13 protein-coding genes and 1 pseudogene are annotated in these 14,268 nt (G+C 70.5%); 7 read left to right on the top strand and 7 right to left on the bottom strand.

The annotated features are described in order from the left end of the window. Positions 1–101: 101 nt before the first annotated feature. Entirely contained in the window at positions 102–596 is a 495-nt protein-coding gene (locus HDA39_RS04860; RefSeq protein WP_184794034.1) for an SRPBCC domain-containing protein, read from the top strand. Positions 597–710: 114 nt separating this feature from the next. On the opposite strand, the gene HDA39_RS42115 is transcribed toward HDA39_RS04860, so the two are convergent. Next, positions 711–1,685 (bottom strand): hypothetical protein, encoded by a 975-nt coding sequence (locus HDA39_RS42115; protein WP_238357367.1) that lies wholly within the window; start codon positions 1,683–1,685, stop codon positions 711–713. A 138-nt stretch (positions 1,686–1,823) separates the two neighbouring features. Here HDA39_RS42115 and HDA39_RS04850 point away from each other — a divergent pair, with 138 nt between their 5' ends. After that, positions 1,824–4,964, top strand: a complete 3,141-nt coding sequence (locus HDA39_RS04850; RefSeq protein WP_184794033.1) for a DPP IV N-terminal domain-containing protein — start codon at positions 1,824–1,826, stop codon at positions 4,962–4,964. Between the two features lie 159 nt (positions 4,965–5,123). Here HDA39_RS04850 and HDA39_RS04845 read toward each other — a convergent pair whose 3' ends face one another. Further along, positions 5,124–6,101: a ribose-phosphate diphosphokinase gene (locus HDA39_RS04845; protein WP_184794032.1), complete on the bottom strand. Its 978-nt coding sequence runs from the start codon at positions 6,099–6,101 to the stop codon at positions 5,124–5,126. A gap of 158 nt (positions 6,102–6,259) precedes the next feature. Between HDA39_RS04845 and HDA39_RS04840 the strand changes: the two genes are divergently transcribed. Both HDA39_RS04840 and HDA39_RS04835 read left to right on the top strand, forming a co-directional pair. Then, complete coding sequence (locus HDA39_RS04840) at positions 6,260–6,838, top strand: sigma-70 family RNA polymerase sigma factor (RefSeq protein WP_184794031.1); 579 nt, start codon at positions 6,260–6,262, stop codon at positions 6,836–6,838. Further along, positions 6,835–7,491 (top strand): hypothetical protein, encoded by a 657-nt coding sequence (locus HDA39_RS04835; RefSeq protein WP_184794030.1) that lies wholly within the window; start codon positions 6,835–6,837, stop codon positions 7,489–7,491. Before HDA39_RS04840 ends, HDA39_RS04835 begins: the two co-directional genes overlap by 4 nt. Positions 7,492–7,495: 4 nt before the next feature. Here the strand turns inward: HDA39_RS04835 and HDA39_RS04830 are convergent, their stop codons facing one another. The 5 genes and pseudogenes from HDA39_RS04830 to HDA39_RS04815 form a co-directional block, all read right to left on the bottom strand. Continuing rightward, the gene (locus HDA39_RS04830; protein WP_184794029.1) at positions 7,496–8,518 is read right to left on the bottom strand and encodes a threonine aldolase family protein; all 1,023 of its coding nucleotides are present in this window, start codon (positions 8,516–8,518) and stop codon (positions 7,496–7,498) included. Further along, positions 8,515–9,888, bottom strand: a complete 1,374-nt coding sequence (locus HDA39_RS04825; protein ID WP_184794028.1) for a class II 3-deoxy-7-phosphoheptulonate synthase — start codon at positions 9,886–9,888, stop codon at positions 8,515–8,517. Before HDA39_RS04825 ends, HDA39_RS04830 begins: the two co-directional genes overlap by 4 nt. Positions 9,889–9,931: 43 nt before the next feature. Continuing rightward, on the bottom strand, positions 9,932–10,087 hold the full coding sequence (locus tag HDA39_RS43045) for a DUF2237 family protein (protein WP_337925632.1): 156 nt from the start codon (positions 10,085–10,087) through the stop codon (positions 9,932–9,934). 79 nt (positions 10,088–10,166) lie between these two features. Beyond that, positions 10,167–10,334 (bottom strand): annotated as a pseudogene (locus HDA39_RS43040) (DUF2237 family protein); the annotation flags it as partial. 27 nt (positions 10,335–10,361) lie between these two features. Further along, positions 10,362–11,123, bottom strand: a complete 762-nt coding sequence (locus HDA39_RS04815; RefSeq protein WP_202893429.1) for a lysophospholipid acyltransferase family protein — start codon at positions 11,121–11,123, stop codon at positions 10,362–10,364. A 277-nt stretch (positions 11,124–11,400) separates the two neighbouring features. Here HDA39_RS04815 and HDA39_RS43035 point away from each other — a divergent pair, with 277 nt between their 5' ends. Genes HDA39_RS43035 through HDA39_RS04800 form a run of 3 tightly spaced genes read left to right on the top strand, consistent with a single transcriptional unit; the run spans position 11,401 to position 14,216 of the window. Further along, complete coding sequence (locus tag HDA39_RS43035; protein WP_337925631.1) at positions 11,401–12,165, top strand: alpha/beta hydrolase; 765 nt, start codon at positions 11,401–11,403, stop codon at positions 12,163–12,165. Next, positions 12,158–12,922 carry a hypothetical protein gene (locus tag HDA39_RS04805; protein ID WP_184794026.1) on the top strand — a complete coding sequence of 255 codons (765 nt, stop codon included), beginning with the start codon at positions 12,158–12,160 and terminating at the stop codon, positions 12,920–12,922. The genes HDA39_RS43035 and HDA39_RS04805 overlap by 8 nt, the downstream gene beginning before the upstream one ends. Before the next feature lie 52 nt (positions 12,923–12,974). Further along, complete coding sequence (locus HDA39_RS04800) at positions 12,975–14,216, top strand: ornithine cyclodeaminase, nickel-pincer nucleotide-dependent (protein WP_184794025.1); 1,242 nt, start codon at positions 12,975–12,977, stop codon at positions 14,214–14,216. Positions 14,217–14,268: the final 52 nt, after the last annotated feature.

Raw genomic sequence — 14,268 nt, 5'->3', positions numbered from 1 at the left:
ATTTCTCACGTCGTGGACAGCTTATCTCTGCTCAGGCTTCCGGCCGGAGCGTCGCGTTCCGGCAGCTTGCACTTACATGCCTCTCTGGTTATATTCCAGTCATGGCATCCGACCGCGGGACCGTGCACGCGACCGAGGACGGACGGGTGGCGATCCGCTTCGTCCGGCTGTTCGGGCATCCGCCGGAGAAGGTCTGGCGGGCCCTGACCGACCCGGAGCAGCTGGCCGCCTGGTTTCCCGCGGTGGTGGATCTGGCCGTCGAGGGCGAGCTGTTCTTCGGGGTGACCGAGCGGCAGCGTACGGCGTACGGCCTGGACGACGATCCGGAGCGCAAGCCGAACGGGCGGATGCTGCGGCGGAACCCGCCGTACGTGCTCGAGTACGAGTGGCTGGACGAGATCCTGACCTGGGAGCTCACCGGCACGGCGGACGGGTGCCGGCTGGTCTTCACCAACGTGCTGGCCGACCGCGACGCGGCTGGGCCTGCCTCTGCTGGTTGGGACGCCGGTTTCGAGGTGGTCGCCGCTCAGCTCGACGGCGTACCGATCACGTGGGATCCGTGGGCGCGGGCCGAGGAGCTCGCAAGCGCGTACTGATCAACAGGGGCGGACCTTCGCGGTGAGGCCGCTCCGGAACTCGCGAGCACGTACTGATCAACAGGCGCGCACCTTCGCGGTCAGGCCGCTCCGGAACTCGCGAGCGCGTACCGATCAACAGGCGCGGACCTTCGCGGTGAGGCCGTTCTCGAACGTGAGGCAGGCCCAGGGGCGGCCCTGGTCCTTATGCGCGCGGATGATCAGCGGGTACGCCGTGGAGCCGCGTGCTTCGGGCGACTTGTCGGTAACGAGCGAGCCGACCGCGCCGCCGCGGGCCTCGGCGGCGCGCCTGACGTCCTCGACGGTGACGACACTCTGCGCGCTCTTGTCCGCCGCCTCCTGGGCGTCGTCCGCGACCCGCAGGGCGAAGTCGATCTCCGGCGGAGTCGACCACGTCGTCGACGTGACCGGGAAGACGAACCCGAACATCAGCAGCCCGACCACCGCGATGATCCGCCGCGCCCGGCGGCCGTTCTCGACCGTCAGCACCGCCGCGCAGGCGAGCGCGAGCAGCAGCGTGATCCCCCGAGTGGCCCAGTGCCGATCAAGCCGACTGTCGACAGCCAGAGCCGCGCCCAGGGCGACCACCACACAGGCACCGGCGGCGAGTGCGCCACGGAGCCGCGGCGGCACGACCAGGCCACCACCAGTCGCCGCCGCACCACCGGTCACTGCCTCACCGGCCGGACCACCACCAGTCATCGCCCGACCACCCGCGCCACCACCGGTCGCCGCCTCACAGGCCGGGTCGCCTCCGGTCGCCCCTGCGCCAGCTGGAGCACCACCGATCGCCGCCTCACCGACCGGCCCGCCGTCGGTCACCGCTGCGCCGGCCGGGCCGCGACTGATCGCCCGACCACCACCGGTCACCGCCCCACCACCCGCGCCACCACCGGTCGCCGCCTCACCAGCCAGGCCGCCGCCGGTCGCCGCTACGCCAGCTGGACCACCACCGATCGCCGCCTCACCGGCCGGGCCGCGACCGGTTGCCGCTGCGTCAGCTGCGTCTGCGCCGGGCTGCGCTGCGGACGGGGCTTCGCCGGATCCGGGGGGCGCGGCGGGAGGCGTCGGATCGTCGGGGGAACTCATGCCGCAGACGATAGAGCCCGGCCGTTCGTCGCAACGAATCACCCGTTCGTCGCGCGAACCGTCGTACAGGCTCAACTGGCATGGACACTGCTGGCAGATTCGGTTCCGTCCCATCGCCCCCAGGGATTGGATCCGCCCGTGAACCCCGAAGAAACCCCTGCCTGGAGCATCTCCCGCCGTCGCGCCCTGCAACTCAGCGGCGGCCTGGCCGCGGCCGGCTCACTCCCGATCGCCGAAGCCGCCGCCGTGTCGATTGTCGACACCCCGACGGCCGGCTTGCCGGACACCGCGGCCGCAGACGCCGCCGGCAGCAACCAGGCCACGCTGACCCAAGGCACGAACCTGATGGTCGCGGTCTCCCCGGACGGCCGCCGGCTGGCGTTCGACCTGGTCACCGCGATCTGGGTGACGCCGGCCGGTGGCGGCCGCGCGACGCGCCTCACCGACGACCTGCAGGACGCCACCCGCCCCCGCTGGTCGCCGGACGGGAAGCAGCTCGTCTTCCAGTCCTACCGCGACGGCAACTTCCATTTGTGGACAATCCGACCAGACGGTCACGGACTCCGCCAGCTCACGACCGGCCGGTACGACCACCGCGAGCCGCACTTCACCCCGGACGGCCGGGCGCTCGTGTTCTCCTCCGACCGCGGCGGCAGCGGGACCTACGGCATCCACCGGCTCGACCTGCGCACCGGCGCCATCGTCGCGCTCACCGACGACCCGACCGAGGAAGCCGAACCGGCCGTCTCCCCCGACGGCCGCAAGATCGCGTTCACGACCGACACCACCGCGATCGTCGAGCTGGACCTGACCACCGGCGTACGGCGGACCGTCGTTGCCGCGAAGACCGGCAACACCGTGTTCGGCCCGTCGTACTCGCCGAGCGGTCAGATGGCCTACGTTCGCCTGACCGGCCCGACCTGCGACCTGGTGATCGGCGACGCGACCGTGACCACCGGGAAGGACGTCTTCGCCGTACCGCCGTCGTGGGCCGGCAACGACCTCTACTACACGGCCGACGGTCAGGTGATGAAGCGCTCGGGCGACTCGTCCGTGGCGGTTCCGTTCACGGCGATCGTCCCGGTGACCTCGAAGCGCCCGCGGCCGAAGCGACCCGACATCGAGTCGACGAAACCCCAAGCGGTGAAGGGGATTGCAAGCCCGACCGTCTCTCCCGACGGTCGATGGCTGAGCTTCCGCGCTCTGAACGCGCTCTGGCTGGCCCGGACCGACGGCACCGGGACTCCCCGGAAGGTCGTTGCCGACGGCTACTTCAACTCCGATCCCGACTTCTCGCCCGACGGCCGCAAGTTGCTCTACGCAAGCGACCGCGACGGCACGGCGGACCTCTGGCTGCACGACCTTGCCCAGGGCACCGACACCAAGCTGTCCTCGTTGCCCGGGGCCCAGACCGCGCCGCGGTTCTCCCCCGACGGCCGGCAGATCGCCTACCAGGACCAGGACGGCATCGCCTGGGTACTCGACCTCGCCTCGCAGCAGGTCCGTCAACTGACGCCCACCCTGTTCCAGCCCGGCCGGGTCAGCTGGTCGGCCGACGGTCGGACGATCGTGCTCGCCGCGGTCAAGCCGTTCTCGAAGCGGTTCCGCGAGGGCACGAGCCAGCTCCTGTACGTCGACGTCGCAACCACCGCCTTCGAGTACGTCGAACCGATGCCGTTCCGCTCGCTCGCGACCCGCGGCGACGACGGCCCGGTCTTCTCCCCCGACGGACGCCGGCTCGCCTTCGTCGTGGAGAGCCTGCTGTACGTCGTACCGGTCGATCGTCGCGGCCGCTTCACCGGGAAGCCACGAGCGGTGACCAGCGAGGTCACCGACTCACCGGCGTGGGTCGACAATCGGACGCTGATCTACCTGAACAACGGGCGTTTGCGTCGTACAAATGTTGACAATCCGCGGCCGCGGACGATCCGGCTCGACCTGACCTGGCGGCGGGCGAAGGTGAACCAGCACGTCACGATCCACGCGGGCGCGTTGTGGGACGGCCGCGCGCAGGAGCTGCGTGAGGACGTCGACGTGGTGCTCGACGGGTCGAAGATCGCCGCGGTCCGGCCGCACCGGGGACGCGCGGACATCGACGCGTCCGGGCTGACGGTGATGCCCGGGCTCATCGACGCGCACAACCACTGGCACCTGCGCGGGCGGGCCTGGGGTGCGCGACAGGGCAACCTGTGGCTGTCGTACGGGATCACGAGTACGCGCTCTCCCGGCGATCCTGTGTACCAGATGCAGGAGACGCGGGAAGCGCTCGCGCACGGATCGCTGACCGGTCCGCGGTACTTCGCGACCGGTGAGGCGATCGACGGTTCGCGGGTCTACTACAACTTCATGCGCCCGACCGTATCGCTGAAGCAGCTCGGACTCGAGCTCGACCGGGTCGCGGGTGTCGGGTACGACCTGGTGAAGACGTACGTGCGGCTGCCGATCGAGTACCAGCGCCGGGCGATCGCGGCCGTGCACCAGCTCGGCCTGCAACTGTCGTCGCACTACCTCTACCCGGCTGAGCATCTCGGCATGGACGGGATGGAACACACGGGCGCGACCAACCGGCTCGGGTACTCGCACACCGTCAGCCGGCTCGGTCGCGCGTACGCCGACGTGGTCACGCTGTTCACCCGGGCCGGCCTGTCGGTCACGCCGACGCTGTTCAACTCGACGATGGCGCATGTCGACGATCCGTCGCTGCTCACCGATCGCCGGACGACGACGCTGTTCCCGGCGTGGGAGTACGCCGCGCTGCAGACCGAGGTGAACACCGCGGCGGGCCCGGCCGGAGCGACCACGCGCGAACTGTTGCGGGGCAACGTCGACATGGTGCTGCGCATCCATCGCGGCGGCGGACTGGTCATCGCCGGCACGGACGCGCCGCTCGACAACGTCGCGGTGTCGCTGCACGCGAACCTGCGCTCGATGGTCGCGGGCGGCTTCACGCCGTACGAAGCCCTGACGACGGCAACGCGGAACCCGGCGCGCTGGCTGAACCTGGAGGACAAGCTCGCCGTCGTGCAGCCGGGCGCACAGGCGGACCTGTCGTTCGTCCGGGGCAATCCCCTGGCAGACATTCGACACGCGGCCGCCGTCCAGCAGGTGATGGTCGCCGGACGGTTGCACATTGTTGACGATCTACTGGAGCCGTTCGCGACGACCGCGAAAGTCAGCGCCGGGCCGCAACCGCTGCGGCGCGACCAGGCCCACGCCCACGACAGCGAGTACTGGTGGCACGAGCCGGAGTGGCTGCACCGAGCCTGCTGCGAAAGCTAGAAGGGGCCGATGCGAAGGCTAGAAGGGAGCTTGGGCTACTGCGAAGGCAGAAGGGAGCTTGGGCTACTGCGAAGGCAGAAGGGAGCCCGGGCTGCTGCGAAGGCAGAAGGGAGCCCGGGCTGCTGCGAAGGCAGAAGGGAGCCCGGGCTGCCGCGGAAGCTAGAAAGGGAGCTTGGGCTGCGGCGGTGCATGCGTCGGGTCGACCCCGTCGAACAGACTGCTCACCGATTCGCCGTCGTGGATGCGCTGGATCGCGGCGGCGAAGAGCTTGGAGACCGAGCTGACCTGCAGCTCGGGGAAGCCGTCCGGGCGTGGCACCGTGTCGGTGCTGATCACCTCGGTGATCGACGGGTGCGAGCGCAGGCGTTCGACCGCCTTGCCGGCGAACAGGCCGTGCGTGCAGGCGACCGCGGCCTGGGTGCAGCCGAGGTCCTTCAGGCGGTCGAGCAGTTCGATGATCGAGCCGCCGGTGGCGATCTCGTCGTCCAGCACGATCGCCTTCTTGCCGGCCACGTCGCCGACGATCGCGTCGATCACGACGCGGTCGTCGGCCAGCCGCTGCTTGCTGCCCGCCGCCACCGGCAGCCCGAGCAGCCGCGCGAACTGGGTCGCGGTCTTCGCGTTGCCGAGGTCCGGGCTGACCACGACCGTGTCGGTCAGGTCGGTGCCGCGGAAGTGGTCGGCCAGTACGCCGATCGCGGTCAGGTGGTCGACCGGGACCGAGAAGAACCCGTGCACCTGCGGCGCGTGCAGCGCCATCGTCAGCACCCGGTCCGCACCGGCCGCGACCAGCAGGTCGGCGACCAGCCGGCCGCCGATCGAGATCCGCGACGCGTCCTTCTTGTCCGACCGCGCGTACGCGTAGTGCGGCATCACGGCGGTGATCTGCGCCGCCGAGGCACCGCGGGCCGCGTCGATCATCAGCAGCAGCTCCATCAGGTGCTCCTGCGTCGGCGGCACCAGCGGCTGGACGATGTAGACGTCACGCTGGCGGCAGTTCACCTGCAACTGGACCTGCAGGCAGTCATTGCTGAAGCGGTGGATCTCGACCGGCGAGAGCTCGACGCCGAGATCGGCGCAGATCTGCTCGGCAAGGCCGGAATGAGCATTACCGCTGAACACGACGATCTCTCGCACGGCTCTCCCCGAACGCTGTGACCCGACGTTGCACCACCCTACCTTGAGGCCCTTCCCGGGCCTGCCACCCGAGGCGAATACCGGACAGCCCCGAGGTGGACCCAAAGGCGACTGATCGTTGAGGTGTAAGCGAACGCGCGGTGCGGAGATATGAGGGTGTGGAGCAGATCAGCGGCGGGGAGCAGCGGGCGTTCGAGGAGTTGTACCGGGCGCACTACGTGGCCGTGCTGGCGTACGCCGTCCGCCGGTCCGCCGGAGTGGAGGCGGCGCGCGACGTGGTCTCGGAGGTGTTCGAGGTCGCGTGGCGGCGGCGGGACGACATTCCGGCGCGGTACGAGTTGCCGTGGTTGTACCGGGTCGCGGCTCACCGGCTGGGCCATCGGTACCGCAGCGACCGGCGGGAGCTTCTGGCGCTGCGGCGACTGGCGACCGAGGCCTCGACCGACGCTGTGACGCCCGGGACGGCGGAACAGGTCGAGTCGGCGCAGGCGCTGGCCGATGTGACCGTGGCGTTGGGCGGACTCAGCGTGCAGGACCAGCAGGTCCTGCTGCTGAACGCCTGGGAAGGCCTGACCGGCAGCGAACTCGCCGTCGCGCTCGGCTGCTCCACCACCGCGGCCGGAGTCCGGCTGCACCGCGCCCGGCGGCGGCTGAGGTCCGCCGCCGGGATCCGCGAGCCCTCCCCGCCGGCGCCTGCCGTCGACGGGGTCGTTCAAAGCACAGGAGACCGACGATGAAGCGCACCGCGAGACTGGACACCGTCCGCGCTCACGACCCCGCGACCCGAGTACCACTCACCCTGGACCCCCGTGCAGAAGCCGACCTGCAGCGCATCGTCGGCGGCCCAGTCGACTCCCTCGACGAGGCCTGGCAGCCCGCTCCGGTACGGCGGTCGCGCCGGCGGCCGGCCGTGGCCTTCGCGGCCGGAGGCGCGCTGGTGGCCGGCTTCGCGGTCGCCGTACCGCTGATGGGTGGTGGGGAGACCACCTCACCGGCGTACGCGGTGACGAAGGCCGACGACGGCGCCATCACGGTCACGATCTACCGGGAGGAGGATGCCGAAGGGCTGGAACGCCGGCTGGCCGAGGCCGGGGTGCGGGCCGAGGTTGCCTACCTCCGACCTGGCTGGCGGTGCGAACGGACCCCGCAGGGCATCGGTCCCGAAGGCGAAACCCACTTCGCGATCACCGCGCCCGTCAACGGTCAGCCAAGGAACGGGATCTCGTACACGTTCAAGTCGGCCGAGTACAAGGACTACACCCTGATGATCGGGCGTCCCGTTCTGCCGCCGGACACCGCCGAGAAGCGGCAGTACGGACCGCTTGGCATGAGCTTCCTGAAGACCGGCACCTTCGGGCCGTGTGTGCAGAAGGCGATCGGCAACCGCTGACGGTTCAGCGCAGCAGGCGCGCGATCGTCTCCGCAGCCTGGCGGCAGTCGTCGGCCGAGGCGTCCAAGTGGGTGACCACGCGCAGCTGCGTCGCGCCCACTCCCCCGACGAGGACGCCGGCCTGCTCGGCGCCGGCGACGACCTCGGCGACCGTGTGGCCGGTGGCGGCCAGGTCGGCGACGACGATGTTGGTCTCGACCTGGTCGGGCTTGACCGAGCCCGGCGCCGCGTCGGCGAGGATCTCGGCGATCCGGCGGGCGTTGGCGTGGTCCTCGGCGAGGCGCTCGACGTTGTGGTCGATGGCGTACAGACCGGCGGCGGCGAGCACGCCCGCTTGGCGCCAGCCGGCGCCGAGGCGCTTGCGCCAGACGCGCGCTTCCCGGATCAGCTCGGCCGAGCCGGCGACCACCGATCCGACCGGTGCACCGAGACCCTTCGACAAGCAGACGCTGACGGCCGCGGCGCGCGATCCGTACGCCGACAGCGGCACCCCCGTCGCGACCGACGCGTTCCACAGGCGGGCGCCGTCCAGGTGCAACGGCAACCGTGCCTCGTCGAGCAGGTCCGCCAGCGCGTCGTACGAGTGCTGGATCCAGCCGCCGCCGAAGTTGTGCGTGTTCTCCACCGACACCGCGGCCGTCTGGACGAAGTACGGGCCGAGATCCGGCGCGATCAGCTCGCGGATCTGGCCGAGGTCGATCCGGCCGTCCGGCGTGCTCCACGTCCGCGTGGTCACGCCGCTGACGGTCGCGTGCGCACCGAGCTCGGCGCGTGCGATGTGCGCCCGGGCCTCGCACAGCACCTCGGACCCCGGCGGGACCAGCGCGCGGACGCCGAGGATGTTCGCCAGCGAGCCGGTGACGACGAACAGCGCCGCCTCGTGCCCGAGCAACCCCGCGACCCGCTCCTCGAGCGCGGTGATCGTCGGGTCCTCGCCGTACACGTCGTCCCCGACCGGCGCGCTCGTCATCGCCGCCAGCATCCCCGCCGACGGCCGCGTCACGGTGTCGGACCGAAGATCGATCAAGACTGTGCTCCGCGCAGCCGTTCCGCGACCAGGAAGGCGAGCTCCAGCGACTGGTGCCGGTTCAGCCGGGGGTCGCACGCGGTCTCGTAGCGGTTGACCAGGTCCTCCGCGACCAGCTCCTCGCCGCCGCCGAGACACTCGGTCACGTCGTCGCCGGTCAGCTCGACGTGCAGACCGCCCGGCCACGTCCCGACCTGCTCGTGGGCGTCGAAGAAGCCCTGGACCTCGTTGACCACGTCGTCGAAGTTGCGGGTCTTGTAGCCGTTCGGCGTCTCGTAGGTGTTGCCGTGCATCGGGTCACAGACCCACGCGACCGGCGAGCCGTGGTCGCGGACCGCCTCCAGCAGCGGCGGCAGCGCCTCGCGGATCTTGCCCGCGCCCATCCGGGTGATGAACGTCAGCCGACCCTCGATGCCCTTCGGGTTCAGCTTGTCGATCAGGGCGCGGATGTACTCCGGCGTCGTCGTCGGGCCGATCTTCACGCCCAGCGGGTTCGACAGCGTGGCGAGGAACTCCACGTGCGCGCCGTCCAGCTGCCGCGTCCGCTCGCCCACCCAGAGCAGGTGCCCGGACACGTTGTACGGCTGCTCGGTGCGCGAGTCGATCCGGGTCAGCGCGTGCTCGTACTCGAGGATCAGCGCTTCGTGCGACGCGTAGAAGTCGACGGTCTTGAACTCGTCAGCGGTCGCACCGCAGGCACGCATGAACGCCAGCGCCCGCTCGATCTCGGAGGCCAGCTGCTCGTAGCGGCGCCCGACCGGCGAGGAGCGGACGAAGTCGGTGTTCCAGGCGTGCACCTGGTGCAGGTCGGCGTACCCACCGGTGGTGAACGCGCGGGTCAGGTTCAGCGTCGCGGCGGCCGCGTTGTAGACCTCGCGCAGGCGCCGCGGGTCGGGGATGCGGGACTCGGGCGTGAAGTCGATGCCGTTCACCGCGTCACCCCGGTACGACGGCAGCGTGACGCCGTCGCGGGTCTCGTCGCCGGAGCTGCGCGGCTTGGCGTACTGGCCGGCGATCCGGCCGACCTTCACCACCGGCACGCTCGCGGCGTACTGCAGGACGACGGACATCTGCAGCAGCACCCGGAGCTTGGCCCGGATGTTCTCCGCGGTCACGCCGTCGAACGTCTCGGCGCAGTCTCCGCCCTGGAGCAGGAACGCCTCACCGCGCGCGACCGCCCCGACCTTGCCGGTCAGGTCGTCGCACTCACCGGCGAAGACCAGCGGCGGCAGCTTGCGCAGCTGGCCGATCACCTGCTCCAGCGCCACCGGGTCCGGCCACTCGGGCTGCTGGAGCGGCTTGAGGTCCCGCAGCTCGTCCAGGCTGGGGACACCCGGCACCACGCCTTCGTTCAACGTCGCGAATTGCATACGCCAACCATATTCGAGGCCCCCGAACCGCTGCGCAGCCGTCTCACTCCAGCGAGCTGAGATCAGGTGGTACGTCGACCGCGTGCTGCCGCAGCACCGCGAGCGGGATGGTGTCCAGCGCCCGCCGGTGCGTGGCAGCCAGTACGACGGGAGCCGCGACGCCGTCGTGGTACGCCTGCAACCACCGCGCGGCGACCACACACCACCGGTCCCCCCGGCTTCAGCCCGGCGAACCCGTACTCCGGCCGCGGCGTACTCAGGTCGTTGCCGACCGACGCCTGATGCGCGAGGAACTCCGCCGTCACCACCGCGCAGACGGTGTGACTGCCCAGGTCCTCGGGCCCGGTGCTGCAGCAGCCGTCGCGGAAGAACCCGGTCACCGGGTCCAGGCCGCACTCCTCCAGGTCACCACCGAGCACGTTCCGGTCAGTCTCCACGCCGGACATCCTCGCTCAGGTCGTGCTGGTCGCCGGTCAGGACGCCTTGGTGTCGTCCAGCCGCGGCTTGAGGTGGTCGTCGATCTTCTCGCCGGCCTTGAGCAGTTCCTTGGCCTTCTCGGCGTACATGTCGACGTACTCCTGGCCGGACAGCTCCATCATCGCGTACATGATCTCGTCGGTGACCGAGCGCAGCACGAACCGGTCGCGCTCCATCCCCTCGTACCGGGAGAAGTCGAGCGGCTTGCCGATCGCGACGCCGGGGCGGACCAGGCGCGGCAGGCGGCGGCCGGGCTCCTTGACGAACCACTTCGGCACCATCGTGCCGGGCGGGTTGACCTTCTCGGTGTCGATCATCGCGACCGGGATGACCGGGACGCCGGCCACGATCGCCATCCGGGCGACGCCGGTCTTGCCCTTGTACAGCCGGCCGTCGGGCGAGCGGGTGCCCTCGGGGTAGATCCCGAACAGCTCACCCTTGCCGAGGATCTCCAGGCCGGTGTTCAGCGCGGCCAGCGAGGCGCGCCCGCCGGAGCGGTCGATCGGGATCTGGCCGATCGACCGGAAGAAGGTCGCCACCAGCTTGCCCTTGAGGCCCGGGCCGGTGAAGTACTCCGACTTGGCCGGGAAGACGATCTGCCGCGGTACGGCGACCGGCAGGAAGATCGAGTCCGAGAACGCGAGGTGGTTGCTGACCAGCAGCGCCGGACCGGTCTCCGGGATGTTGTCCAGGCCACTGACCTTGGGCCGGAACAGCAACCTCGCGAGCGGCGCGACGAGGAACCGCCGGATGAACATGTACAGCACGTGCCACCTCCACCACTCGGCCAGCTCCAGTGTCCCGCATCGGCAGGCACCGCGCACCCTGCCGGGGAGGACCTTACGTTCCAGCTTCCTCCTCAAGCAATGTCACCGCCAGGGAATCGGGGGGTTGCGCTCCGTGTCGATCTGTGGTTGCACACTGTGTGGTGTCGTCGATCACGTCACCGAACCGACACCCTGGCCGGGGTGGGCGACGGGCCCGGCGGCTGCGACCATTACGACTCAGGCAACACGCGAACTTCTAGGAGCACCTGTGCCCGTGCAAGCCCACGCGGAGGAGTTCCGCAGCCCCGGTTCCGGCCCGGACGCCGCGACCGGGATCCTGCTCAGTCACGGCTTCACCGGGTCCCCGAAGTCGATGCGCCCGTTCGCGGAGCACCTGGCCGGCGAGGGGTTCGGCGTCGCCGTACCGCGGCTGCCCGGGCACGGCACGCACTGGCGCGAGGCGAACACCACGACCTGGCAGGACTGGTACGCCGTGCTCGACAACGAGTTCGAGCGGCTGCGCAAGGAGCACGAGCGGGTCTTCCTGGCCGGGCTGTCGATGGGTGGGTGCCTCGTCCTGCGACTGGCCGAGCAGCACGGCGCGGACGTCGCCGGGCTCGTGCTGGTGAACCCGTCGGTGCAGACCGACGACAAGCGCCTGGCGGCGCTGCCGGTGCTGCAGCGGTTCCTGCCGTCGTTCCCGGGGATCTCGAACGACATCAAGAAGCCGGGCGTCGACGAGGGCGCGTACGACCGGATGCCGTTGCGCGCGCTGCACTCGCTGTCGCAGCTGTGGAAGGTCACGCGGGACGATCTGGCGAAGGTGACGCAGCCGGTGCTGCTGTTCCGCAGTACTGTCGATCACGTCGTCGAACCGAGCTCCGGACGGACCGTGCTGTCCCGGATCTCGTCCCGCGACGTCACCGAGACCCTGCTCGAGGACAGTTATCACGTGGCCACTTTGGACAACGACGCACCACGCATCTTCGCCGACGCGACCGCCTTCGTCCGCCGGATCGGCACCGATGCGTGACAACGGCCTGACCGCCGCGACCTACACGTCGCTGGGCGGCATCGACCCTCTCGTCACGACCGCGGTCCTGAAGGCGTTGGCCGACACGGGCATCGCCGCGTACTGCTCGCCACCACCGGCGATGCCGGACGCCCCCACGCCCACCGACGAGTCGCCGGCACCGAAGGCGAGTACGCCGGGCGACGAGGACGCGCCTTCCGTGCCGGCGGCCGCGAAGGCTCAGGTCCCGGCCGGGTTCGAGGAGATCTTTGTCGACTCCGACGCCGTCGACAAGGCGCGTGGCGTGATCGACCGCAGCACCGAGGACGCCGAGTGGGCCTCGCTCGTCGAGCAGTTCAACGCGCCGTCGGCCCCCGGGCACGACGTACCGCCGGTCCCGCGCTGGCCCGCCAGCGAGGACGTCGACGACAACTCGTACGAGCCGCTGATCGACGTACCGGCCGGTCTGGTCGTCGGTGACACCGACGAGGACCCGCCCAAGGAACCGCCGCCGCGCCGCACCGACGACCCGCACGACCACTACGTCCCGCCGGAGCCGGCTCGCGGCCCCCGGCTCGACTGGATCACCCGCGCCGCCTGGCTCGGCCTGATCGGCGGTCCGCTGCTGCTCATCCTCGCCGCGGTCCTCGACTTCGGCACCGGCCGGATCACGCTGCTCGGCGTCGTCGGCTTCATGGCCGGCTTCCTCACCCTGGTGATCCGGATGAACGACCGCCTCCCGCCCGAGGACACCCCGGACGACGGCGCCGTCGTCTAGAGTGGCGGATCGTCGGACAATCCGACACCCCCGCTGACGGAGGAGGCATCCCGTGCAGGTCACCGAGACGGTCGAGATCACCGGCCACCTGATGGACTCCGGGCTGTTGTCCCGGGTCCTCGACGACATCCGCGGCTACGGCGGCGAGTACACGCTGGACAAGTTCGACCTCGGCTACGACAAGGACGACCCGTCGACGGTCCGGATGACGGTCGGCGCCGAGGACGAGGAGTCCCTGCAGCGGTTGCTGATGCGGATCCAGACCAAGGGCGCGAACCTGGTCAACCCCGGCACCGCCGAGATCACCGCGGTCGACCAGGACGGCGTCTTCCCCGACGGCTTCTACTCGACCACCAACCTGCCGACCAGCGTCCGCCTCGACGGCCACTGGATCCAGGTCACCAACCCGGAGATGGACTGCGGCCTGCTGGTCGAGAACGGCCCAGGATCGAGCACGGTCCGGACCATCCCGATGTCCGAGGTGAAGGCCGGGATGCGGGTCGTCACCAGCGCGCAGGGCGTCAAGGTCGCGCCGCCGATCGTCGCCAGCAGCGAGGAGGCGTTCGGCTTCATGGAGTCCGACGTCTCCAGCGAGAAGCCGCAGCGGGTGCTGGTCAAGCAGGTCGCCGACGGCATGCGCGAGGCGAAGGCCAACGGCCAGAAGGTGCTCTGGGTCGGCGGCCCCGGCATCGTGCACACCGGCGCGGCCCCGGCGATGGTCGCGATCGTCGAGGCCGGGTACGTCGACGTCCTGTTCGCCGGCAACGCGCTGGCCACCCACGACATCGAGTCCTCGCTGTACGGGACGTCGCTCGGTGTCGACCTGGCCCGCGGCCGCGGCGTCGAGCACGGCCACGAGCACCACATCCGCGCGATCAACACCATCCGCAAGTCCGGCTCGATCGCGGCCGCCGTCGAGCAGGGCGTGCTCACCTCCGGCGTGATGCACGCGATGGTGAAGAAGGGCGGCACGTACGTGCTGGTCGGGTCGGTCCGCGACGACGGCCCGCTGCCCGACGTCTACACCGACGTCCTGGCCGGGCAGCGCGCGATGCGTGCCGAGCTGGACGGCGTCGGCTACTGCCTGATGGCCGCGACCATGCTGCACTCCGTTGCGACGGGCAACATCCTGCCGGCCGCGATCCCGCTCACCTGCGTGGACATCAACCCGGCCACGGTGACCAAGCTGGCCGACCGCGGATCGTCGCAGGCCCGCGGCATCGTCACCGACGTCGGGCTGTTCATCGAGCACCTGGCGCGCGAGCTGTCGCCGGCGTACGCGGACGTGAAGTAGACCGCCGCGGGCCTATCGTGGGAGCGCGCCCTCGTCCGGCGCGCTCCGACGA

The sequence above is a fragment of the Kribbella italica genome (genome assembly GCF_014205135.1).
Classification (GTDB): domain Bacteria; phylum Actinomycetota; class Actinomycetes; order Propionibacteriales; family Kribbellaceae; genus Kribbella; species Kribbella italica.
Note: the sequence above shows the minus strand (reverse complement) of the source record. Positions and strands in the feature narration are given on the sequence as shown.

What these genes read in the sequence shown, in the direction of transcription:
- HDA39_RS04860 (WP_184794034.1), top strand. Translation starts at nt 102, where the DNA reads ATGGCATCCGACCGCGGGACCGTGCACGCGACCGAGGACGGACGGGTG.
- HDA39_RS42115 (WP_238357367.1), bottom strand. Translation starts at nt 1,685, where the DNA reads ATGAGTTCCCCCGACGATCCGACGCCTCCCGCCGCGCCCCCCGGATCC.
- HDA39_RS04835 (WP_184794030.1), top strand. Translation starts at nt 6,835, where the DNA reads ATGAAGCGCACCGCGAGACTGGACACCGTCCGCGCTCACGACCCCGCG.
- HDA39_RS04825 (WP_184794028.1), bottom strand. Translation starts at nt 9,888, where the DNA reads ATGCAATTCGCGACGTTGAACGAAGGCGTGGTGCCGGGTGTCCCCAGC.
- HDA39_RS04815 (WP_202893429.1), bottom strand. Translation starts at nt 11,123, where the DNA reads ATGTTCATCCGGCGGTTCCTCGTCGCGCCGCTCGCGAGGTTGCTGTTC.
- HDA39_RS04805 (WP_184794026.1), top strand. Translation starts at nt 12,158, where the DNA reads ATGCGTGACAACGGCCTGACCGCCGCGACCTACACGTCGCTGGGCGGC.